The organism is Actinoplanes sp. NPDC051405 (assembly GCF_055586185.1).
Genome location: NZ_JBVJIR010000001.1, coordinates 820,811 through 842,681 on the forward strand (window position 1 = coordinate 820,811; position 21,871 = coordinate 842,681).

Annotated in this window: 18 protein-coding genes; 6 read left to right on the forward strand and 12 right to left on the reverse strand. The window is 72.9% G+C overall.

Annotated elements, in window-relative coordinates:
• Positions 1–405 precede the first annotated feature (405 nt).
• Together ACZ6S4_RS03815 and gltB are read right to left on the reverse strand one after the other, a co-directional pair.
• Positions 406–1,881, reverse strand: a complete 1,476-nt coding sequence (locus ACZ6S4_RS03815) for a glutamate synthase subunit beta (RefSeq protein ID WP_465473397.1) — start codon at positions 1,879–1,881, stop codon at positions 406–408.
• Entirely contained in the window at positions 1,874–6,400 is a 4,527-nt protein-coding gene (gene gltB, locus ACZ6S4_RS03820; RefSeq protein WP_465473398.1) for a glutamate synthase large subunit, read from the reverse strand. The genes ACZ6S4_RS03815 and gltB overlap by 8 nt, the downstream gene beginning before the upstream one ends.
• A gap of 285 nt (positions 6,401–6,685) precedes the next feature.
• Here gltB and ACZ6S4_RS03825 point away from each other — a divergent pair, with 285 nt between their 5' ends.
• Positions 6,686–7,558: a GNAT family N-acetyltransferase gene (locus tag ACZ6S4_RS03825; RefSeq protein ID WP_465473399.1), complete on the forward strand. Its 873-nt coding sequence runs from the start codon at positions 6,686–6,688 to the stop codon at positions 7,556–7,558.
• A gap of 6 nt (positions 7,559–7,564) precedes the next feature.
• On the opposite strand, the gene ACZ6S4_RS03830 is transcribed toward ACZ6S4_RS03825, so the two are convergent.
• Genes ACZ6S4_RS03830 through trpC form a run of 5 tightly spaced genes read right to left on the reverse strand, consistent with a single transcriptional unit; the run spans position 7,565 to position 12,763 of the window.
• On the reverse strand, positions 7,565–8,755 hold the full coding sequence (locus ACZ6S4_RS03830) for an FAD-dependent oxidoreductase (RefSeq protein WP_465473400.1): 1,191 nt from the start codon (positions 8,753–8,755) through the stop codon (positions 7,565–7,567).
• Positions 8,756–8,783: 28 nt separating this feature from the next.
• Positions 8,784–9,884, reverse strand: a complete 1,101-nt coding sequence (gene lgt / locus ACZ6S4_RS03835) for a prolipoprotein diacylglyceryl transferase (protein ID WP_465473401.1) — start codon at positions 9,882–9,884, stop codon at positions 8,784–8,786.
• 34 nt (positions 9,885–9,918) lie between these two features.
• Complete coding sequence (trpA, locus tag ACZ6S4_RS03840; protein ID WP_465473402.1) at positions 9,919–10,725, reverse strand: tryptophan synthase subunit alpha; 807 nt, start codon at positions 10,723–10,725, stop codon at positions 9,919–9,921.
• Positions 10,722–11,963, reverse strand: a complete 1,242-nt coding sequence (gene trpB / locus ACZ6S4_RS03845; RefSeq protein WP_465473403.1) for a tryptophan synthase subunit beta — start codon at positions 11,961–11,963, stop codon at positions 10,722–10,724. Before trpB ends, trpA begins: the two co-directional genes overlap by 4 nt.
• Positions 11,960–12,763 carry an indole-3-glycerol phosphate synthase TrpC gene (gene trpC, locus ACZ6S4_RS03850; RefSeq protein WP_360549008.1) on the reverse strand — a complete coding sequence of 268 codons (804 nt, stop codon included), beginning with the start codon at positions 12,761–12,763 and terminating at the stop codon, positions 11,960–11,962. Before trpC ends, trpB begins: the two co-directional genes overlap by 4 nt.
• A 381-nt stretch (positions 12,764–13,144) precedes the next feature.
• Between trpC and ACZ6S4_RS03855 the strand changes: the two genes are divergently transcribed.
• Complete coding sequence (locus ACZ6S4_RS03855; protein ID WP_465473404.1) at positions 13,145–13,447, forward strand: hypothetical protein; 303 nt, start codon at positions 13,145–13,147, stop codon at positions 13,445–13,447.
• On the opposite strand, the gene ACZ6S4_RS03860 is transcribed toward ACZ6S4_RS03855, so the two are convergent.
• The 3 genes from ACZ6S4_RS03860 to hisI are packed head-to-tail and all read right to left on the reverse strand — an operon-like array spanning position 13,381 to position 15,838.
• Positions 13,381–13,932: a Trp biosynthesis-associated membrane protein gene (locus tag ACZ6S4_RS03860; protein WP_465473405.1), complete on the reverse strand. Its 552-nt coding sequence runs from the start codon at positions 13,930–13,932 to the stop codon at positions 13,381–13,383. The two genes, ACZ6S4_RS03855 and ACZ6S4_RS03860, sit on opposite strands and share 67 nt — an antisense overlap.
• On the reverse strand, positions 13,932–15,473 hold the full coding sequence (locus tag ACZ6S4_RS03865) for an anthranilate synthase component I (RefSeq protein WP_465473406.1): 1,542 nt from the start codon (positions 15,471–15,473) through the stop codon (positions 13,932–13,934). Before ACZ6S4_RS03865 ends, ACZ6S4_RS03860 begins: the two co-directional genes overlap by 1 nt.
• A complete protein-coding gene (hisI, locus tag ACZ6S4_RS03870; protein WP_465473407.1) occupies positions 15,470–15,838 on the reverse strand; it encodes a phosphoribosyl-AMP cyclohydrolase in 369 nt (122 codons plus the stop codon). The genes ACZ6S4_RS03865 and hisI overlap by 4 nt, the downstream gene beginning before the upstream one ends.
• A gap of 225 nt (positions 15,839–16,063) precedes the next feature.
• Between hisI and ACZ6S4_RS03875 the strand changes: the two genes are divergently transcribed.
• The 4 genes from ACZ6S4_RS03875 (at position 16,064) to ACZ6S4_RS03890 (ending at position 20,110) form a co-directional block, all read left to right on the forward strand.
• A complete protein-coding gene (locus tag ACZ6S4_RS03875; RefSeq protein WP_465473408.1) occupies positions 16,064–17,830 on the forward strand; it encodes a hypothetical protein in 1,767 nt (588 codons plus the stop codon).
• Between the two features lie 122 nt (positions 17,831–17,952).
• Positions 17,953–18,678 (forward strand): ABC transporter ATP-binding protein, encoded by a 726-nt coding sequence (locus ACZ6S4_RS03880; protein WP_465473409.1) that lies wholly within the window; start codon positions 17,953–17,955, stop codon positions 18,676–18,678.
• Between the two features lie 73 nt (positions 18,679–18,751).
• A complete protein-coding gene (locus tag ACZ6S4_RS03885; protein WP_433726770.1) occupies positions 18,752–19,489 on the forward strand; it encodes an ABC transporter permease in 738 nt (245 codons plus the stop codon).
• A 12-nt stretch (positions 19,490–19,501) separates the two neighbouring features.
• The gene (locus ACZ6S4_RS03890) at positions 19,502–20,110 is read left to right on the forward strand and encodes a TetR/AcrR family transcriptional regulator (RefSeq protein ID WP_465473410.1); all 609 of its coding nucleotides are present in this window, start codon (positions 19,502–19,504) and stop codon (positions 20,108–20,110) included.
• A 33-nt stretch (positions 20,111–20,143) separates the two neighbouring features.
• On the opposite strand, the gene ACZ6S4_RS03895 is transcribed toward ACZ6S4_RS03890, so the two are convergent.
• Positions 20,144–20,968: an alpha/beta fold hydrolase gene (locus ACZ6S4_RS03895; RefSeq protein ID WP_465473411.1), complete on the reverse strand. Its 825-nt coding sequence runs from the start codon at positions 20,966–20,968 to the stop codon at positions 20,144–20,146.
• A gap of 91 nt (positions 20,969–21,059) precedes the next feature.
• Positions 21,060–21,809: a DUF2470 domain-containing protein gene (locus ACZ6S4_RS03900; RefSeq protein WP_465473412.1), complete on the reverse strand. Its 750-nt coding sequence runs from the start codon at positions 21,807–21,809 to the stop codon at positions 21,060–21,062.
• Between the last annotated feature and the right edge of the window lie 62 nt (positions 21,810–21,871).

A 21,871-nucleotide genomic window follows, 5' to 3' on the forward strand; every position in this document is an offset into this window, starting at 1 on the left:
CAGTGGTCATGGGGGTGTGACGATGGCGTTCCAAGAGCAGGCGGAAAGATTCAGCTGGTCAGCGTCGCGACGGCGGCGGGTGCTGGAACGTGCCGAGCGGGAACAGGCACGCGAGAGCGAGGCGGCCCGAGAACGGCTCCTGCGTGACGCGGCCCGGTCGGACCGGGAACGGCTCCCGCGTGACGCGGCCCCGTCGGACTGGGAACGGCAGCCGGCGACTCAGCGACGAACGGTCTGCGTGGCGTGAGCACGGAGAGAACTGAGCAGTGATCGGCACGCGTCGCCGGCCCGGCACGGGGCGGGGTCCGTCGACGCGACGCCGAGCAACGCAACGCGCTGCCGGCCCGGCACGGGGAGCGTAGTGGGTCACGGGGCGGACGCACCGCCCCGTGACCGACTCGTGGATCAGCGCACCGCGGCCAGTGGCTGCGACGACGGGCGTACCGGTGCCGGCAGTTCGCCGAAGCCGCCCAGGTAGGTGTGGATGGCGGCGGCGGCCGCCCGGCCCTCGGCGATGGCCCAGACGATCAGCGAGGCGCCGCGGTGCATGTCACCCGCGACGAACACGCCCGGCACGCCGGTCTGCCAGTCGTCGCCGGCGTCGACCGCGCCGCGGGCGTTGCGGGTCACCCCGAACTGCTCCAGCAGCGGCTGCTGCTCGGTGCCCTCGAAGCCGATCGCCAGCAGCACCAGCTGGGCGGGCAGGTCGCGCTCGGAGCCCTCCTGGACCGTGACGGTACGGCGCCCGTTGACCCGTTCCACGACCACGTCCGCGACCCGTACCGACGTCACGTTGCCCGTACCGTCGTCGACGAACTCCTGGACCGCGACGCCGAAGATGCGTTCGCCGCCCTCCTCGTGGGCCGGGTAGTTGCGCAGGATGACCGGCCAGGTCGGCCACGGGTGCAGTTCGCCGAGCCGGGTCTCCGGCGGCAGCGGGTACTGGTCGAGCTGGATCACGCCCGCCGCGCCCTGCCGGTGGGCGACGCCGAGGCAGTCGGCGCCGGTGTCGCCACCGCCGATGATCACCACGTGCTTGCCCGCGGCGTCGATCGGTGTGCTCTCCTGCTGGCCGGCCACCACCCGGTTGGCCGGGACGAGGTGCTCCATGGCCAGGTGCACGCCGCCGAGGTGGCGTCCCGGGGTGTCGGAGGCGTCCCGGCCGGCCAGGGCGCCGCAGGTCAGCAGCACCGCGTCGAAGCGTTCCCGCAGGTCGTCGGCGGTGATGTCGACGCCCACGTTGACACCGGTTTCGAAGACCACGCCCTCGGCGGCCATCTGCGCCAGCCGCTCGTCGATGCGGTTCTTCTCCAGCTTGAAGTCGGGGATGCCGTACCGGAGCAGGCCGCCGATCTTGTCGTCGCGCTCGTAGACCGTGACGGCGTGACCGGCCCGGGCCAGCTGCTGGGCGGCGGCGAGCCCGGCCGGGCCGGAACCGACGACGGCCACGCTGCGCCCGGACTGCGCCGGAGCCGGCTGCGGGCGCAGGCCGGTGGCGAACGCGTGGTTGGCGATCTCCACCTCGACCTGCTTGATCGTCACCGGGTCGTCGGCGATGCCCAGCACGCAGGCGGCCTCGCACGGCGCCGGGCAGAGCCGGCCGGTGAACTCCGGGAAGTTGTTCGTCGCGTGCAGGCTCTCCGCCGCCGCGTCCCAGGCGTTGGTGCGGACCAGGTCGTTCCAGTCCGGGATGCGGTTGCCCAGCGGGCAGCCCTCGTGACAGAACGGGATACCGCAGTCCATGCACCGGGTGGCCTGGTCGCGGATGAGCTCCTCGCCGGCGGGCGGGTACACCTCGCGCCAGTCGCGGATGCGTACCGGCACCGGGCGGCGCTTGGGCAGCTGCCGTTCGTAGCGCAGGAAACCGTTGGGATCAGGCACGGGTAACCCCCATAACCGCCTCGTCGATGTTCCGACCGGCGGCTTCGGCGGTCTTGATCAGTTCCATCACGCGCTTGTAGTCGCGCGGCACCACCGCGGTGAACTCGCTCACCGCGGCCGGCCAGTCGGCGAGCAGGCGCTGCGCCACGGCGGAGCCCGTCTCGGCGAAGTGCTTACGCACCAGGGTGTGCAGCTGTTCCTGTTCCTCGGCGTTGAGCGGGGTCAGGTCGACCAGCTCCGGGTTGACCCGGCCGGGATCGAGGCGGTGCACGAACGCGGTGCCGCCGCTCATGCCCGCAGCGAAGTTGCGCCCGACCGTGCCGAGCACCACCACGGTGCCGCCGGTCATGTACTCGCAGCCGTGGTCACCGACGCCCTCGACGACCGCCGCGGCGCCGGAGTTGCGGACCGCGAAGCGCTCACCCGCGCGTCCCCGCAGGAACACCTCACCGCCGGTGGCGCCGTACAGGATGGTGTTGCCGGCAATGATGTTCTCCTCCGCGACGAACGGCGCGGTCTCGGCCGGGCGCACGATCACCCGGCCGCCGGAGAGGCCCTTGGCGACGTAGTCGTTGGTGTCGCCGATCAGCCGCAGGGTGACCCCGCGCGGCAGGAACGCGCCGAACGACTGCCCGCCGGTGCCGCGCAGGGTGAAGTGGATCGTGTCGTCGGGCAGGCCGTTACCGCCGTAGCGGCGGGTGACCTCGCCGCCGAGCATCGCGCCGACGCTGCGATGGTCGTTGCGCACGGCCACCTCGGCGCGGACCTCGGTGCCCTCGGCCAGGGCCGGGGCGGCCAGCGCGATGAGCTCGTTGTCGAGCGCCTTCTCCAGCCCGTGGTCCTGGGCGACGACGCCGCGGCGGGCGGCGCCCTCGGGCAGCTCCGGCACGAACAGCACCGGGGCCAGGTCCAGGCCCTTGGCCTTCCAGTGCGACACGGCCGGGGCCACGTCGAGGATCTCGGCGTGCCCGATGGCCTCGTCGATGGTGCGGAAGCCCAGCTCGGCCAGGTAGCCGCGGACCTCCTCGGCCAGGAACAGGAAGAAGTTCTCCACGAACTCGGGCTTGCCGGTGAACCGCTCGCGCAGCACCGGGTTCTGCGTGGCGATGCCGACCGGGCAGGTGTCCAGGTGGCAGACCCGCATCATGATGCAGCCGGAGACGATCAGCGGCGCGGTCGCGAAACCGAACTCCTCCGCGCCGAGCAGCGCCGCGATGATCACGTCGCGGCCGGTCTTGAGCTGACCGTCGACCTGCACGGTGACCCGGTCGCGCAGCTTGTTGAGCAGCAGCGTCTGCTGGGCCTCGGCCAGGCCGAGCTCCCACGGGGAGCCGGCGTGCTTGAGCGAGTTGAGCGGGGACGCGCCGGTGCCGCCGTCGTGGCCGGAGATCAGGATCACGTCGGCCTTGAGCTTGGCCACGCCCGCGGCGACGGTGCCGACCCCGATCTCGGAGACCAGCTTCACGTGTACGCGCGAAGCGGGGTTGACGTTCTTGAGGTCGTGGACGAGCTGGGCCAGGTCCTCGATGGAGTAGATGTCGTGGTGCGGCGGCGGCGAGATCAGCCCGACGCCCGGGGTGGCGTGCCGGGTCTTGGCGATCCACGGCCACACCTTGTTACCGGGCAGCTGGCCACCCTCGCCGGGCTTCGCGCCCTGCGCCATCTTGATCTGCAGGTCGTCGGCGTTGACCAGGTATTCACTGGTCACGCCGAACCGGCCGGAGGCGATCTGCTTGACCGACGAGCGGCGCTCGGGGTCGTACAGGCGCTCGACGTCCTCGCCGCCCTCACCGGTGTTGGACTTGCCGCCGAGGCGGTTCATCGCGATCGCGAGGGTCTCGTGCGACTCCGCCGAGATGGAGCCGTAGCTCATCGCGCCGGTGGCGAACCGCTTGACGATCTCGCTGGCCGGCTCGACCTCCTCCAGCGGGATCGCCTGACGGTCCTTGAAGCGGAACAACCCGCGCAGCGAACCGGCCGCCTCGGCCAGACCGTCGACCTTGGCCGTGTACTGCTTGAAGACGTCGTACTGCTTGCTGCGGGTGGCGTGCTGCAGCAGGAAGACGGTCTCCGGGTTGAACAGGTGGACCTCGCCCTCGCGGCGCCACTGGTACTCGCCGCCGACCTCGAGGCGGCGGTGGCTGCGCTCGGCCGGGTTCTTCGGGTACGCCTTCGCGTGCCGGGCCGCGACCTCCGCGTGGATCTCGGCCAGGCCGGAGCCGCCGATCCGCCCCGACGTGCCGGCGAAGTAGCGCTGCAGCAGCTTGTTGTCCAGGCCGACAGCCTCGAACACCTGCGCGCCGCAGTACGAGGACACAGTGGAGATGCCCATCTTGGACATGATCTTCAGGACGCCCTTGCCGAGCGCCTTGACGTAGTTGCCGACCGCCTTCTTCGAGTCCATCCCGGCGAGCGGGCCGGTGGCGATGAGGTCGTCGACGCTCTCGAACGCCAGGTACGGGTTGACCGCCGCGGCGCCGTACCCGATCAGCACGGCCGCGTGGTGCACCTCCCGGCAGTCGCCGCTCTCCACGACGAGCGCCACCTGCGTGCGGGTCTGCTCCCGCACCAGGTGCTGGTGCACCGCGGCGGTGAGCAGCAGCGACGGGATCGGCGCCAGGTCGGCGTTGGAGTCGCGGTCGGACAGCACCAGGATGCGCACGCCGTCCTCGATCGCCTCGGACACGTGCCGGCAGATCTGGGTCAGGCGCGCCTTGATGCCGGCCGCGCCGTCACGCAGCGGGTAGAGCCCCGAGACCCGGACCGCCTTGAAACCGGGCAGGTCGCCGTCCTCGTCGATGGAGAGCAGCTTGGCCAGGTCGTCGTTGTCGATGACCGGGTACGGCAACACGATCTGCCGGCAGCTGGCCGGGCCCGGGTCGAGCAGGTTGCCCTCCGGCCCGATGGTCGTGGCCAGGCTGGTCACCAGCTCCTCGCGGATGGCGTCCAGCGGTGGGTTGGTGACCTGGGCGAACAGCTGGTGGAAGTAGTCGAACAGCAGCCGTGGGCGGGTCGACAGCGGCGAGATCGGCGTGTCGGTGCCCATCGACCCCAGCGGCTCGGCCCCGGTCCGGGCCATCGGCGCGACCAGGATCTTCAGCTCCTCCTCGGAGTAGCCGAAGACCTGCTGGCGGCGCATGACCGAGTCGTGGGTGTAGATGACGTGCTCGCGGGCGGGCAGGTCGCGCAGGTCGATCAGCCCGGCGTGCAGCCACTCGTCGTAGGGCTCGGCGGCGGCCAGTTCGGCCTTGATCTCGTCGTCGTGCACGATCCGGCCGGCCTCGGTGTCGACCAGGAACATCCGGCCCGGCTGCAGCCGGCCTTTGGCGACCACCGTGGCCGGGTCGAGGTCGAGCACGCCGGCCTCGCTGCCCAGCACGACCAGCCCGTCGCTGGTGTGCCACCAGCGGCCGGGGCGCAGGCCGTTGCGGTCGAGCACGGCGCCGATGATGCTGCCGTCGGTGAACGCCACGCTGGCCGGGCCGTCCCACGGCTCCATCAGGCTGGCGTGGAAGCGGTAGAAGGCGCGCCGCGCCGGATCCATGGCCGGGTCGTTCTCCCAGGCCTCCGGGATCATCATCAGCACGGCGTGCGGCAGGCTGCGCCCGGACAGGTGCAGCAGCTCCAGCACGGCGTCGAAGTTCGCCGAGTCCGACGCCTCGGGCGTGCAGATCGGGAACAGCCGCTTGATGTTGCCGGGCACGGTCGGCGAGGCGAGCAGCGCCTCGCGGGCGGCCATCCAGTTCCGGTTGCCGCGGATGGTGTTGATCTCACCGTTGTGCGCGATGAACCTGTACGGGTGGGCGAGCGGCCACGACGGGAACGTGTTGGTGGAGAACCTCGAGTGCACCAGCGCGATGGCGCTGTCCACGCGCTCGTCGGTCAGATCCGGGAAGAACGCGGGCAGCTGGTCGGGCGTCAGCATGCCCTTGTAGGTGATGGTGCGCGCCGACAGCGACGGGAAGTAGGCCGCGACGCCGCGCTGCGAACTCTCCCGCTCGGCCTGCTTGCGGATGCAGAACGCGACCCGGTCCAGCTCGAGGCCGGACAGCGGCTCGCCGGCCGGGCCGGACTTGCCGCCGGTGAGCCGGTGCGCGGCGAGGAAGACCTGACGGATCCGCGGGCGGGCGGCCTCGGCGGTCTCACCGAGCCCGGACGGCTCCACGGGCACGTCACGCCAGCCGAGGATGTCGCCCCCCTCGACGAGGGCGTACTTCTCGAAGACGGCGACGGAACGGGCGGCCGCCTCCGGGTCGTTGGGCAGGAAGACCAGACCGGTCGCGTACGAGCCGGCCGGCGGGAGCTCAAAATCCACCACGTCGCGCAGGAACGCGTCCGGGACCTGGATCATGATGCCGGCGCCGTCGCCGGTGTTGTACTCGGCGCCGCGGGCGCCCCGGTGGTCGAGGCGGATCAGCGCCGAGAGGCCCTTGGCGACCACGTCGTGGGAGCGCCGGCCGTACAGGTCGGCCACGAAGGCCACACCGCACGCGTCATGCTCCTGAGCCGGGTCGTACAAGCCGCGGCTCTGGGCGTCGCTTCGGTTTTCCGCCGCGGGAAGATGTAGCCCCTGGGGGTGCGGAAGAGCCACCGGGCCTCCGATCGTCACTGGTGTTTCCGTTCAAGGTCGGGACGACGTCGGCCCTGCAAAAGTCTCTAGAGTCTACGTTAGTCGTCACCGATCTCCGCCAGGTGCGGATGGATCACACTTTTGCCCCACCGAAATGTCCTCGGCGACGGTCCGGAGGGCGGTATGTCACTGCCGGGCGAGAGGCGCCGGCGGCTCAACGGGTAGTCTCGCGCGGTGGCGCTAGAGGATACCGACGTCTTCACCCGGCTGGAACGCTTCTACGATGCCGTACCCCGCGACGCCGCCGTCGCGGAGGAGATCGGTGGTTTCGTGCTCTTCGTCAACAACGGCAAGGGCTGGCCCTACTACGCCCGCCCCCGCCTGGGCGGCGCCGGCACACCGTCCGCCGCCGATGTTACCGCCGTGCGGCAGCGGCAACGAGACCTCGGCGTGCCCGAGGCTTTCGAATGGGTGCACGAGACAACCCCGGACCTGCTGGCCGTGGCCCGCTCGGCCGGCCTCGACGTGCTGCTCGCGCCCCTGATGGTGCTGGAGAGCGCGGCGCTGGTGCCGGACCTGCCGCTGCCCGGCGCCACGATCCGCTTCCTCGACCCGGCGGCACCGACCTTCCCGGCGGACATCAGCACCAGCCGCGCGGTGGGCAGGCTGGGCTTCGGCGCGCCGGCCAACGCGACGACTGTGCAGACGGGGTCACTGGTGGTGGAAGTCGCCGGCCCGGCCCAACGCGACGCGGTGCCGCCGCTGAACGAGGAGGCGGTGGCGGAGCTGGTACGCCGGCACTCATCCGGGCGTTTCCTCAGCGCTGTGGTCGAGTCCCCGACCGAGGGAATCCTGGCTTGCGGGTCGATTCAGCGAGTGGGTGTCGTGGCCGAGGTCGCCGGAGTGGCAACGCTGCCGTCGGCCCGGCGCCGGGGGTACGCGTCACAGCTGACGGCGAGCCTGGCGCGGCGCACCTTGATGGAGGGCAGCGAGCTGGTGTTCCTGTCCGCGGGGGACGACGACGTGGCGCGGTTGTATTCGAAGGTCGGGTTCCGGCGCATCGGTACGGCTTGTATCGCTGAGCCGGCTGCTACTGCCGCTCTGTAGGCGCGGTTACTCCGGGGGCTGCCAGTCGGCCGTGAGACCGTGGGCGTGGCCCAGGATCCGAGGCCGCAACGACCCCAGCGCTGCATTGCGCGCCCGTAGCGCCAGCCGCCCACGGGCCTGCACGACCGCCGACATCCGCCGACTCTGGCGGACCACGCTGGTCGTGCGAGGCCGTCGCGCCCGGTCGTACTCCTCCACCGCCGCGCACAAAGCCGGACCAGGCTGCGTTTCCGCGACCAGGGCCCGCAGAGTGGCCGCGTCCTCGAAGGCCAGACAAGCACCCTGCCCCAAGTGATGCGGCATGGCGTGAGCGGCATCGCCGAGCAACACCACGCCACCCGGTCCGGCACGGAAGCCGTAGGCGCGTGGCAGTGGCCGCAGCTCGCGGACCTCCTGCGGCACCAGGTCTTCGGGGCGGGTCGCCGCCAGCAGCGCTCCGACCGGTGCGTGCCAGCCGGCGAACCAGCGCCGCAGCAGCTCCAGCTGGGTCGCGGGTGACTCCGGGCGCGGCGCCCCGGCCGCGGTGGCCACCCAATAAACGCCACCCCGGCCGGCTGCGCGGCCGCCCAGGGGCATCGAGACGAAGCGGTAGCCGGCGCCGAGGGTTTCGCCGCCGGCTGCCTGGTCGGCCGGCAGGTCCGGTACGCGGTAGCCGGGGATGACCGCTTGCCACGCCGCGAAGCCGGAGCCCACGGCGGCTGCCTCGGGGGCCAAAGCGCGGCGGACCCGGCTGTCGATGCCGTCAGCGGCGACCAGCAGGTCCGCTTCGAAGCGGCTCCGGCCGTCGGTCACCGAGGGGCGCTGGGCACCGCCGGTGCGTACGCCGGTGATGTCGATGCCGGTGCGGATGTCGACCCGGTCGCCGAGGCCCGCCACCAGGGCGTCGTAGAGGTCCTCGAGGTGGACGACCGCCGGGGCCGGGCCTGCGCCGGGGCGGGCGCGTGGTGCGGCGAGCCACTGGCCGTCCGGGCGGCGGACGCCACCGTCGGGCAGTGGCGATGCGATCGCTGACCAGCCGCCGTCGGGGTCGAGGGCTTGCAGGGCGCGCCGGCCGTTCGGCCACAGCACCAGTGCCGTCGGGGATGCCGCGATCCGTTCGCCGGACTCCAGCAGGGTGACGTGCCAGCCGTCGCGGGCCAGTGCTCCGGCGGCGGCCAGTCCGGCTATGCCCGCTCCCACCACCACGGCCGTGCGCACGCCGCCGCCTTCCGCCGGGGCCTGGCCGTCAGTGTTCGTCGGCGGATGCGGAGGCCGACGACTTGCTGTCGGGCTCCGCGGGCTCGGTGGGGCCGGCCTCAGTGGGGTCGGGCTCGGCCGGTGAATCGGTGGCGGGCGGCAGGACGCCCGTGCGTTCGTACGCGTGGAAGCGCTCCTCGCTGACCACCTGGTACGCCGACGGCGGCTTGGTCGTGGCCGGCGCCCCGCCCACGTCGACCTGGGAGACGTCGCTGTCGGCGCCGGGCTCCGGGGCCGAGTCGGGGGCGTCGATCGGCACCACGTACTCGCGGGGGCCCTTGACCATCAGGAAGTAGATCAGCGCGCCGAGGAACACCACGACGGACGTGACCACATTGAGCCGGATGCCGAAGATGTGGTTGGCCTCGTCGACGCGCAGCATCTCGATCCAGAAGCGGCCCGCGCAGTACGCCATCACGTAGATCGCGAACGCCCGGCCGCGGCCGAACTTGAAGCGGCGGTCCAGCCAGAAGACCAGGCCGGCCACGCCGAAGTCCCAGAGGAGTTCGTACAGGAAGGCGGGGTGGTAGAGGTCGGGCAGGGTCACGGCCTTGCCGTCGATGACGGTGGCGTGGCCCGGGTTGGCCCGGTCCATGTCGTGCACCCGCAGGCCCCACGGCAGGGTCGTGACGCTGCCGTACAGCTCGTTGTTGAACCAGTTGCCGAGCCGGCCGATCCCCTGGGCCAGCGGCAGCGCCGGGGCCAGCGCGTCGGCGAAGACGCTCAGCGGCAGGCCGAGCTGGCGGGCGGCGAACCAGGCGCCGAGCGCGCCACCGGCGACCGCACCCCAGATGCCGAGGCCGCCCTCCCAGATCTGGAAGATCCGGATCGGGTCGCCGCCGGCGCCGAAGTAGTCGCCCGGTGACGTGATGACGTGGTAGATCCGCGCGCCGATGATGCCGAACGGCACCGCCCACACGGCCATGTCGAGCGACGCCCACGGCGCGACGCCGCGACGGCGCAGCCGCCACTCCATGACCAGGACGGCGACCACGATGCCCGCGACGATGCAGAGTGCGTACGCCCGGATCGGCAGGCCGAGCACGTGCCAGACCGACGTCGTGGGGCTGGGGATAGCGGCGAGGTTCACGCGCGCACCCTACCGCCCGGCGCTGACAGAATCATCAAGAGGCCTTGCTGACCCGTACGCCTTCCGCCAGCTCCGCGCTGAGCGCGCGCAGCCGGTCCAGGCCGGTGCCCCGGTCGGGGGCGTCGAGCACGCACCGGATCAGCGCGCTGCCGACGATCACGCCGTCGGCGAAAGCGGCCACCTCGGCCGCCTGCGCACCCGTGCCGACGCCCAGGCCGACGCCGACGGGCATCTCCGGGTCGGCCGCGCGGATCCGGGCGACGAGCTCGGGTGCCTGCGACGAGACCGCGGTGCGCGCGCCGGTGACGCCCATCAGCGCGGTCGCGTAGACGAAGCCGCGGCACTGGGCGACGGTCATGGCGAGGCGCTCGTCGGTCGACGAGGGCGAGACCAGGAACGTGCGGTCGATCGCGTACCGGTCGGCGGCGGCGATCCACTCTGCGGCCTCGTCCGGGATCAGGTCCGGGGTGATCATGCCGGTGGCGCCGGCCGCGGCGAGGTCGCGGGCGAACGCGTCCACGCCGTAGCGCTCGACCGGGTTCCAGTACGTCATCAGCACGACGGTGGCCCCGGCGTTCGCGACCGCCTCGATGATCCGCAGCGTGTCGCGGGTGCGCACGCCGCCGGCCAGCGCGATGTCGCTGGCCTTCTGGATCACCGGCCCGTCCATGACCGGGTCGCTGTACGGCAGCTCGACCTCGATGACGTCGCAGCCGGACTCGGCCATGGCGACCATCGAGGCGATGCTCTCGTCGACGCTCGGGAAGCCGGCCGGCATGCAGCCCACCAGCACCGCGCGCCCCTCGGCCCGGGCCTTGCCGAAGGTGTCGGCGATGCTCACGAGTTCTCCCCCGGGACGATCGTCTCGACCTGGTCGAGGATGCCGAAGTAGGCGCCCGCGGTGTGCACGTCCTTGTCCCCGCGCCCGGACAGGTTGATCACGATCGTCGGGGTGCGGCCGAGCTCCTCGGTCAGCGCCGGCACGATCCGCTGCGCACCGGCCAGCGCGTGCGCGCTCTCGATGGCCGGGATGATGCCCTCGGTGCGGCAGAGCAGCTGGAACGCCGCCATCGCCTCGGCGTCGGTGACCGGCTCGTAGCGGGCGCGGCCGGTGTCGTGCAGCCAGGCGTGCTCCGGACCGACGCCGGGGTAGTCCAGGCCGGCCGAGATCGAGTGCGACTCGACCGTCTGGCCGTCCTCGTCCTGCAGCACGTACGTGCGGGCGCCGTGCAGCACCCCGGCCGAGCCGCCGGTGATCGACGCGGCGTGCCGGCCGGTCTGCACCCCGTCGCCGCCGGCCTCGAAGCCGTACAGGCGCACGTCGGTGTCGGGGACGAAGGCGTGGAAGATGCCGATCGCGTTGGAGCCGCCGCCCACGCAGGCCGCGACCGCGTCGGGCAGCCGGCCCAGCTTGTCCAGGCACTGGGCGCGGGCCTCGATGCCGATGCCGCCGACGAAGTCGCGCACGATCTCCGGGAACGGGTGCGGACCGGCCGCCGTGCCCAGCAGGTAGTGGGTCGTGTCGACGCTGGAGACCCAGTCGCGCAGGGCCTCGTTGAGCGCGTCCTTGAGGGTGCGGGATCCGTTGGTCACCGGCACGACGGTGGCGCCGAGCATGCGCATCCGGGCCACGTTCAGGGCCTGGCGTTCGGTGTCGGTCTCGCCCATGTAGACGACGCACTCGAGGTCGAGCAGCGCGGCCGCGGTGGCGCTGGCGACGCCGTGCTGGCCGGCCCCGGTCTCGGCGATGACCCGCGGCTTGCCCATCTGCTTGGCCAGCAGGGCCTGGCCCAGCACGTTGCGCACCTTGTGGGCGCCGGTGTGGTTCAGGTCCTCGCGCTTGAGCAGCACCTCCGCGCCGATCGCGGCGGAGAACCGCTCGGCCCGGTAGAGCAGCGAGGGCGTGCCCGCGTAGTCGCGCAGCAGGCCGGTGAACCGCGCCTGGAAGACCGGGTCGACCTTGGCCGCCCGGTACGCCGCGTCGAGCTCGTCGAGCGCCCGGACCAGCGCCTCGGGCACGAACCGGCCGCCGTAGCGGCCGAAGTGCCCGGCGAGGTCCGGCAGGGCCGGGGCACTCATCGCACCGGCCGGGGCGTCGCCGGGTGGTTGCCCGCGTTGACCAGCTCGGCGACCGCGTCGCGGGGGCTCTTCTTGGTCACCAAACCCTCGCCGACCAGCACCGCGTCCGCGCCGGCCGACGCGTACCGGATCAGGTCGTGGGGGCCGCGCACGCCGGACTCGGCGATCTTGACCACGTTGTTGGGCAGGCCGGGCGCGATCCGCTCGAAGACGGACCGGTCCACCTCGAGGGTCCGCAGGTCGCGGGCGTTGACCCCGATGACCTGGGCTCCGGCGTCCAGGGCCCGGTCGGCCTCCTCCTCGTTGTGCACCTCGACCAGCGCCGTCATGCCCAGCGACTCGATGCGCTCGAGCAGGCCGGTGAGCACGTTCTGCTCCAGCGCGGCCACGATGAGCAGGACGAGGTCGGCGCCGTGGGCCCGGGCCTCGTGCACCTGGTAGCTCGACACGACGAAGTCCTTGCGCAGCACCGGCACGCCGACCGCGGCCCGCACCGCGGCCAGGTCTTCGAGCGAGCCGCCGAACCAGCGGCCCTCGGTGAGCACGCTGATGCAGCGCGCGCCGCCGGCCGCGTATTCGCCGGCCAGCTCGGCCGGGTCCGGGATGTCGGCCAGCGCGCCCTTGGACGGCGACGACCGCTTGACCTCCGCGATCACCGCCACGCCGGGCTTGCGCAGGGCCGCGTACGCGTCGATCGCCGGCGGTGCCGCCGCGGCGAGGTCACGCACCTGCTCCAGCGAGAGCTGCTGCTGGCGGGCCGCGACGTCCTCGCGGACCCCGGCCAGGATCTCCTCGAGCACGTTCTGCGGTCCCGCACCACGCTCCGCGGGTCCGCCACTGCCCGCCGCCTGATCGGATGTCACCTAATGACTCCCCTCTCCGGGTGTCCTCGGCCCGATGCTAGGTGGCCGCCGACATGTCCAGCCCCCCGGGGTATGGCGCGCCTCACGAGATGGGCTGCGGCATAATGCGCACCCGGGTGGCGCGCTGTTTCATCCGTCACATCCTCCTCGCCGGCATCAGGCGACTACCTGCGACCCCCTGGATGATCGGTTGATCCCCCCTGGCGGTGACGGTGGTGTCACCGATCGGAAATACGACTCCGGCATCATCGGACTCCGGCAGACTGGTCGGCGGCGTCAGCAACGCCGCCCCCCGGCACGAGTCTCGTGAGGTTGACCATGGCTACTGCAGAGGTTGGTTTCGTCGCCGTCTCCCGGGCCGTCGTCGCGGCGGCCGCCGAGCTCGCGGCCGAAATTGAGCGCCGCGTGGTGGGCGACCAGAACGTCCGGACCGCCCAGGGCAACGCGTGGGCGGCGATCTGCGCCGACCGCGCCCGGGCCCAGGCCCGCGCCGACATGGACGCGATGGTCGCGGCCCTGGCCGCGAACGCGCACCGGGGCCCCCGGCGCGACCGTCAGCGCGCGGTCGGGTCGTCGCCGCGGTCGAGCGCGTCCCAGGCCGCCCTGGTGTCCACCCGCTGATCCACGTCCGCGTCGACGACCGGCGCGTCCGCGGCACCGCGGCGTTCGTAGCGGGCGCCCATGGCCGGCCACTCGTGACCGGAGCGGGCCGCCCAGAGGCCGCCCAGCACGATCAGCAGCCCGCCCAGCACGCAGGCCACCGGCCAGACGGTGGCGCCGGTCCCGGCCGCGCCGACGTCCAGGCCGGCCCGGCCGGCGACGGCCCCGGCCGCGACACCCGCGCCGACCAGCGCCAGCAGCCCGCCCAGTGACCGGCGCAGCAGACCGCGCGTGGCGAGCAGCGCGCCCGCTCCGGCCAGCGCCACCAGCGCCAGACCGATCACCCAGGGCTCCAGGTCGGCGCCCGTCCGGGCGTCGCGCAGGGACGACAGGCCCGGCCGCGCGGTGACGATCTCCGACCAGGTGCGGGTCACGCCGTAGACGGCCAGCCCGGCGCCCGCGGCGCACAGCAGGACCGCGTACGCCAGCCGGCGGCCGGGAGTCATCAGCGGGCCGCGCGCAGCGTCTCGGCGGCCGCGATCGCCGCCAGCACGGCCGCGGCCTTGTTGCGGGTCTCCTGCTCCTCGGCCGCCGGGTCGGAGTCCGCCACGATGCCGGCGCCGGCCCCCACGTACGCCGTCCCGCCGTGCATCAGCGCCGTACGGATCGCGATCGCCATGTCCATGTCACCGGCGAAGCCGAAGTAGCCGACCGTGCCGCCGTACAGGCCGCGCCGGGTCGGCTCGAGGCTCTCGATGATCTCCATGGCCCGGACCTTGGGGGCACCGGACAGGGTGCCCGCCGGGAACGTGGCGGCCAGGGCGTCGAAGGCGCTGCGGTCGGCGCGCAGCTCACCGACGACGGTCGAGACGATGTGCATGACGTGGCTGTAGCGCTCGATGCGGGCGAAGTCCGGCACCTCGACCGTGCCCGCCCGGCACACCCGGCCCAGGTCGTTGCGGCCCAGGTCGACCAGCATGACGTGCTCGGAGCGTTCCTTGGGGTCGGCCAGCAGCTCCGCCGCGAGCGCGTTGTCCTGCTCGGGGGTGCCGCCGCGCCAGCGGGTGCCGGCGATCGGGTGCAGCAGCGCCCGGCGCACCCCGCCCTGCTCGGCGCTGACCTTGAGGTGCGCCTCGGGCGACGAGCCGACGATGTCGAAGTCGTCGAAGCGCAGCAGGTACATGTACGGGCTCGGGTTCGTCGCGCGCAGCACCCGGTAGACGTCCAGTGGGTCGGCGTCGGTGGCCCGCTCGAAGCGCTGCGCGACGACGATCTGGAAGCACTCGCCGGCCCGGATGGCCTCCTTGGCCGTCTCGACCGCCTTCTGGTAGTCGCCCGGGGCGGTGCGGCTGACCACGTCACCGGCCGGGCGCCGCTCGACGGTGGAGATCATCGGCGGGGTGGGCCGGGACAGCGCGGTGGTCATCGCGTCGAGCCGGCCGACCGCCTGGTGGTACGCCGCACGAGCGGCGCGCGCGTCGGCGCCGGCGTCGAGCACCGCGTTCGCCACCAGGATGGCCGAGCCGTCGTAGTGGTCGAGCACCACCAGGTCGGTGGCGAGCATCATGCCCAGCTCGGGCAGAGGCACGTCGTCGGTGGTGGTGGACGGCAGCCGCTCGAACCGGCGGACCAGGTCGTAGCTGAGGTAACCGACCATGCCGCCGGTCAGCGGGGGCAGGTCGTCGCCCGTACCGGGCTCCTCGGGTGCGGCCAGGGCCGCGACGGTCTCCCGCAGCGCGACCACCGGATCTCCGCCGACCGGTACGCCGGCCGGCGGGTTGCCGAGCCAGGCAGCCTGGCCGTCGCGTTCCACCAGGGTGGCGGCACTGCGCACGCCGATGAACGAGTATCGCGACCAGGCGGCCGAGCCCGCGCCCTGCTCCGCGGACTCCAGCAGGAAGGTGCCGGGGCCGCCGGCCAGCTTGCGGTAGACGCCGATCGGGGTCTCACCGTCGGCCAGCAGCCGCCGCACGACGGGCACCACCCGGCGCCGGGCCGCCTGCGCGACGAAGGCGTCCTCGTCCGGTGTCACCGAACCGCTGGTCATGAGCTCTCCCCCGGCACGGCGTGCAGGTCGTCGGAGAAACAGGTGTGGGTGCCGGTGTGACAGGCCGCGCCGACCTGATCGACCGTGACCAGCAGTGCGTCACCGTCGCAGTCCAGCGCCACCGAACGGACGTACTGGTGGTGGCCCGAGGTGGCGCCCTTGACCCAGTACTCACCGCGGCTGCGGGACCAGTAGGTGGCCCGGCCCGTGGTCAGCGTGCGGTGCAGCGCCTCGTCGTCCATCCAGGCCAGCATCAGCACGTCGCCGGTGCCGGCCTCCTGGACGATCGCGGCCACCAGGCCGTCGGGGGTGCGGCGCAGGCGGGCGGCGATCGCCGGGTCCAGCGCGGAGACAGGTCCGTTCACAAGGTCAGTCGCGGGCACAGTGTCACATTCTCTCGTATCGGGTACCAGCGTCCACGGGGCCGTACCGGTAGCCCACGATCCGGTCACGGACCCGCACTGGGGGTGTGACCGGGAGGCCGGGGACGGTACCGTCGTCGTGCGCCGCACCTGAGAAGGCGCAGCGCCCGCCGTCCGACCGGCCCGCCCCGCGGATGGCGCCGCCACTGGAACGGGAGTCTTGAACCGATGGAGCCGACGTCCGAGCCCGAGAACCGGCAGTCACGCGGCCTGGCCCGTTTCTGGCCGGTGCACGGGATGTCCACGCCGGCGCCCCGCGAGTCCGAAGAGGACCCGGGCGTCCGGCCGGACGCCACCGGCGCCGCGGCGCACACGTCCGACCAGCAAGCCGGCGCCGCCGGCCCGAACGGGGAGCACCCGCAGGTGAGCGATCAGCAGTCCCAGCCGCACGATGACCAGCCGGAGCCCGACGAGCAGCCGGCCCCGTTCGCCGCGCGGCCGCACCCGGCGCTGACCAGCGACACCCAGATGGTGGCGCTCGGCTCGCGGCGCCCGGCGGACGCGCTGCTCGGCACCAACGGCGCCCGGTGGACCAACCAGGGCGGCTTCCCGCCGGTGGAGACCAACGGGCACCGCAACGGCGACGCCGGTCCCCGGCACGGCGGCATCCCGATCGCCAACGGCCAGGCCCCGGTGAGCGGCGGCCCGCGCTCGCCGTTCGCCCCGACCGGCGACGACCCGTCCCCGTTCGCGCCTCCCGGTGACGAGGCGATGCGGTCCGCGTTCATGCCCGCCGAGGAGCGGCCCGTCTTCGGCGGCCCTGCCGAGGAGCGGCCGGCCTTCGGCAACGCCGGCGAGGAGCGATCCACGTTCGGCGGCCCCGGCGACGACCGGTCGGTCTTCGGCGGTACCGGCGACGACCGGTCGGCCTTCGGCGGTCCCGGCGACGACCGGCCCGTGTTCGGCGGAGCCGGGGACGACGCCCCGCCCGGCCCGCGGTCGCCGTTAGCGCCCACTGGCGGTGACAGTCAGCCCGGTACGCGGTCGCCGTTCGCGCCCACCGGCGGAGACAGTCAGCCCGGTGCGCGCTCGCCGTTCGCGCCGGCCGACGATGCCGGTCCGGCCGGTCCCCCGTTCGCGCCTTCGCCGTTCGCGCCGCAGGCCTCCGGTTCGGCCTCGGTGACCGGTCCCGGCCAGCAGACCGCGCCGAGCGTGACCCCGTCCGCGCCCGTCCCCCCGCAGCAGCCGGGCCCGCAGCAGGGAAGCTCACCGCAGCCCGCCGGCCGGCCGGCCGGCGCCACGCCGTCGGCGGCCGGCTCCGCCCAGGTGCCGGTGCCGATGCCGGGGCGTCCGGTGAGCACGCCGCCGGCCGCCGCGCCGGCCCCGGCGCCGCACACTTCGGCGTCGCACACCCCGACTTCACAGGCCCCGACGGCACAGGCCCCGGCGCCGCACGCCCCGGCGATCGACCCGTCGGCGCCGACCCGGCTCGAGCCCACCGGCTGGGCCACCGCCGGCCCGCGGGCGGGTGCCTCCGGCAGCGCCAGCGTCCCGGTCAGCGGATCCGGCGGCCGGCGCAGCCGCGACGACGAGGCCACCGACGAGCAGGTCGCGCCCGCTCCCCGGCGGTCGGCCAACCTGGACGACGTGCAGGAGGCCGCGGCCGGCCGGCGCGCCGCGAAGGCGGCCGGCGAGACCCCGCTGCGCCCGGGCGACGTCAACGACGTCTCGATCACCTTCTGGGAGGAGTCGGCCAGCGAGCAGTTCCGCTCCGAGTGGCACGAGGTCAAGGCGCAGTTCGTCGACGACCCGGTGGCCGCCCTGACCCGGGCGCACGACCTGCTCACCGAGGCCGTGCACGAGCTCACCGAGTCGATGCTGGCCGAACGCGACGAGCTGGACCCGCTGCGCGCCGGTTCGACGCCGGACACCGAGAGCATGCGGATGGCGATGCGCGGTTACCGCGAGTTCCTGGACCGCATCCTGGCCCTGTAGGCCGGCACCGCACAACTGAAAGCCGCGATCCCCGACGGGGGTCGCGGCTTTTGTCATTGCCCTGCCCGCGGAATTCATCTAGCGTTGAACTCATCGGTCGATGAATTAACTGGGGAGGCATGATGACCAGCGCCATCGAGGTCGAGGACCTCGTGGTCGAGCGCGGCAAGCGCCGCGTTTTGCACGAGGTCAGCTGCGCGGTCGCGGCCGGCAGCGTCACGGGGCTGCTCGGCCCCAGCGGCAGTGGCAAGACGACGCTCATCCGGGCGATCGTCGGCGTCCAGGTGGTGAAGTCGGGCACGGTCACGGTGCTCGGCGAGCCGGCGGGAGCGCCGGCTCTGCGGCGTACGGTGGGTTATGTCACCCAGGCGCCCAGCGTCTACGCCGACCTCTCGGTCCGGGAGAACGCCCGCTACTTCGCCTCCCTGTACGGCCTCGGCGCGGCCGACGCGGACCGGGCGATCGCCGACGTCGGCCTGGCCGGCGCGGCCGGTCAGCTGGTCGGCAACCTGTCCGGCGGCCAGCGCAGCCGGGCCTCGCTGGGCTGCGCGATGATCGGCGCGCCCCGGCTGCTGGTGCTCGACGAGCCCACCGTCGGGCAGGACCCGGTGCTGCGGGCCGACCTGTGGGCGAAGTTCCACGCGCTGGCCGCGGCGGGTACGACCCTGCTGGTCTCGAGCCACGTGATGGACGAGGCCGGGCGCTGCGACCGGCTGCTGCTGATCCGCGAGGGCCGGCTGATCGGCGACGACTCCCCCGCCGCGATCCGCGCCGCGGCCGGCACCGACGACCTGGAAGAGGCGTTCCTGCGCCTCATCCGCGACAGCGAGCAGGTGGCGGCGGCATGAGCGAGCTTGCGAGCGAATCATCAACTCTGCGCTGGACGAATGTCATCGCCGGAGCGCCGGCGGAGGCGATGGCATGAGCTTGCGGATCACTTTCTCCACGGCTGCGCGCATCCTGCGCCAGCTGCGGCACGACCGGCGCACGGTGGCCCTGCTGGTCGTCGTGCCGGCGGTCCTGCTGGTCCTGCTCTATTTCATGTACGACGGCGCGGGCGGCACCTTCGACCGGATCGCCCTGGTCATGCTCGGGATCTTCCCGTTCGTGATCATGTTCCTGGTGACCAGCATCGCGATGCTCCGCGAACGCACCACCGGCACCCTGGAACGGCTGCTCACCACCCCGCTGGGCAAGCTCGATCTGCTCTTCGGCTACGGGCTCGCGTTCGGGCTGGCCGCGGCGGTGCAGGCCGGGGTCGCGGTGGCGGTGGCGTACTGGGCGCTGGGGCTGGACACGGTCGGCACCGCCGGGCTGGTCGTGCTGATCGCCGTGGTCAACGCGGTGCTCGGGGTGGCGCTCGGGCTGTTCTGCAGCGCCTTCGCGCGCACCGAGTTCCAGGCCGTACAGTTCCTACCGGTGGTCGTCGTGCCGCAGATCCTGCTGTGCGGGCTGTTCGTGCCGCGCGGGCAGATGGCCGGCTGGCTGCAGGCGACCTCGGACGTGCTGCCGCTGTCGTACGCGATCGAGGCGTTGACCCAGGTCGGCGCCCATCCCGACGCCACCACGACGATGTGGCGCGACCTGACGGTCGTGATCGGTGCGGTGGTCGTCGCGCTGGTTCTGGCCGCCGCGACGCTGCGGCGCCGCACCCCCTGACAAGGAGTTCTTTTGGTACGGCGTAGCGGGCGGCGTCCGGGCAACCAGGACACCAAACAGTCCATCCTGGAATCCGCCCGCACCGTCTTCGCCGAATCGGGCTTCGACAAGGCCTCGGTACGGGCCATCGCCGCCGCCGCCGGGGTCGACCCGGCCCTGGTCCACCACTACTTCGGCACCAAGGAGAAGCTCTTCCTGGCGTCGATGAACTCACCGATCGACCCGGCCGAGCTGATCCCGGAGGCGATGGCCGGGCCCCGGGAGCAGGCCGGCGAGCGGCTCGTCGCCCTGGTGCTCCGGATCTGGGACTCCCCCGCCGGCGTGGCCGCGGTGGCCCTGATGCGCTCGGCGATGAGCAACGAGTGGACCGCCCGGCTGATGCGCGAGTTCGTGGTCACCCAGGTGCTGCGCCGCGCGGTCGCCGAGCTGGACATCGACGAGAAGGAGGCGCCGACCCGGGCGGCGCTGGTCGCCACCCAGATTGGCGGTCTCGCGATGATCCGCTACCTGCTCAAGGTCGAGCCGGTGGCCTCCGCCCCGGCCGAACGGCTGGTGGCCGCGATCGGCCCGACCGTGCAGCGTTACCTGACCGGCGACCTGCCGGGCGTCTTCGACGCCTGACCCGCGCCGCCGGGGCGATGGCCGGAGGTCAGGTCAGGACCGCAGGAAGGCCAGCAGGTCGGCGTTGATCGTCTCGGCCTGCGTGGTCGGCATCCCGTGCGGGAAGCCGGGATAGGTCTTCAGCGTCCCGTTCTGCACGAGCTTCGCGGACAGCGGCGCCGAGTCGGCGTACGGCACGATCTGGTCGTCGTCGCCGTGCATGACCAGGACCGGCACCGTGATCTTCTTGAGGTCCTCGGTGAAGTCGGTCTGCGAGAAGGCGACGATGCCGTCGTAGTGCGCCTTGGCGCCGCCCATCATCCCCTGCCGCCACCAGTTCTGGATGATCGCCTCGGAGGGCTCCACGCCGGGCCGGTTGAAGCCGTAGAACGGGCCGGACGGCAGGGCCCGGTAGAAGTCGGACCGGCCGGCGGCCAGCTGTGCCTGGAGGTCGTCGAAGACGCTCTTGGGCAGGCCGCCGGGGTTGGCCTCGGTCTGCACCATCAGCGGCGGGACCGCGCTGATCAGGACGGCCTTGGCCACCCGGGACTCGCCGTGGCGGGCGATGTAGTGCACGACCTCGCCGCCGCCGGTGGAGTGTCCGACGTGTACGGCGTCGTGCAGGTCGAGGTGGGCGGTCAGGGCAGCCAGATCGTCGGCGTAGTGGTCCATGTCGTGGCCGTCGCTGGTCTGCGTGGAACGCCCGTGCCCGCGCCGGTCGTGGGCGATGACCCGGTAGCCGTGCTGGACGAAGAACAGCAGCTGGGCGTCCCAGTCGTCGGCCGACAACGGCCAGCCGTGGCTGAAGACGATCGGCTGGCCCGAACCCCAGTCCTTGTAGAAGATCTCCGTACCGTCGGATGTGGTGATCGTTCCCATGATGCCTCCATCGGTCCGGGCGGCGGTTGCGCCGACGACCATCCTGGTCCTTCAGGTCTACCGCCGGGACCACTTCCGGGTGAACATCCGATCAGCGGATTGTTTCGGCCTCACTGTCCCGGGTGCAGCGGTGGCAGAGCACCGGGTGCAGCAGGTGGGCCAGGTCGTGGCGGTCGGTGACCGGGCGCGGGAAGGCCAGCCGGGCGAGCCGGTCGCCCAGGCGGACCATGAAGCCGTACCGGTCCAGGCGCACGACCTTGGGCTCGTCGCCGGGGCGGGCCGCCGGGCCGAGCTGGCGACGGACGTAGCCGGCCATCTCCTCGACGTGGTGGTCGGCGAGGTCGGCGATCAGGTCGAACTCGATGGTGCGCAGCGGGTCCGGGCCGGCCAGGGCGTAGTCGTCGGGGTCGACGTCGACCAGCACGCCGTTGCGTTCGTAGCGCACCTCGGCGACCTCCATCCGGTGCAGGACCTGGGAATCGCCCACGTCGAGCAGGTCGGGTGCCGGGTCGGAGTCGGCGTAGTCCAGGGCGGCCTCGCGGGCCTGCTCGCCGGTGAGCGCCACGGCCCAGCCGGCCACCCAGACCCGGCCGAGCGAGGGGGCGCCGGCGACCGGCGGCACGTCGCTGATGTCGAGCACGAGCGCGGTGTCGTCGTTGCCCTCGCCCGGACGCAGCGCCGTGGTGAGCGCGCCGTTGCGCGGGGCCAGCAGCAGCACCCGGCCCTGGCTGTCGGTCACGTGCCGGACCGGGTACGGGCCCTGCCGGCAGGCGATGTGCGCGACGGCGGGCAGGTGACCGGCGGCCAGGGTACGGGCGACCTCGGCGGGCGTGGGCTGCATGTCAGGTACCTCCGAGCACCGGTTAGGATTGCCTTAGTAAGGTGAGCCTAACCGTACAACAC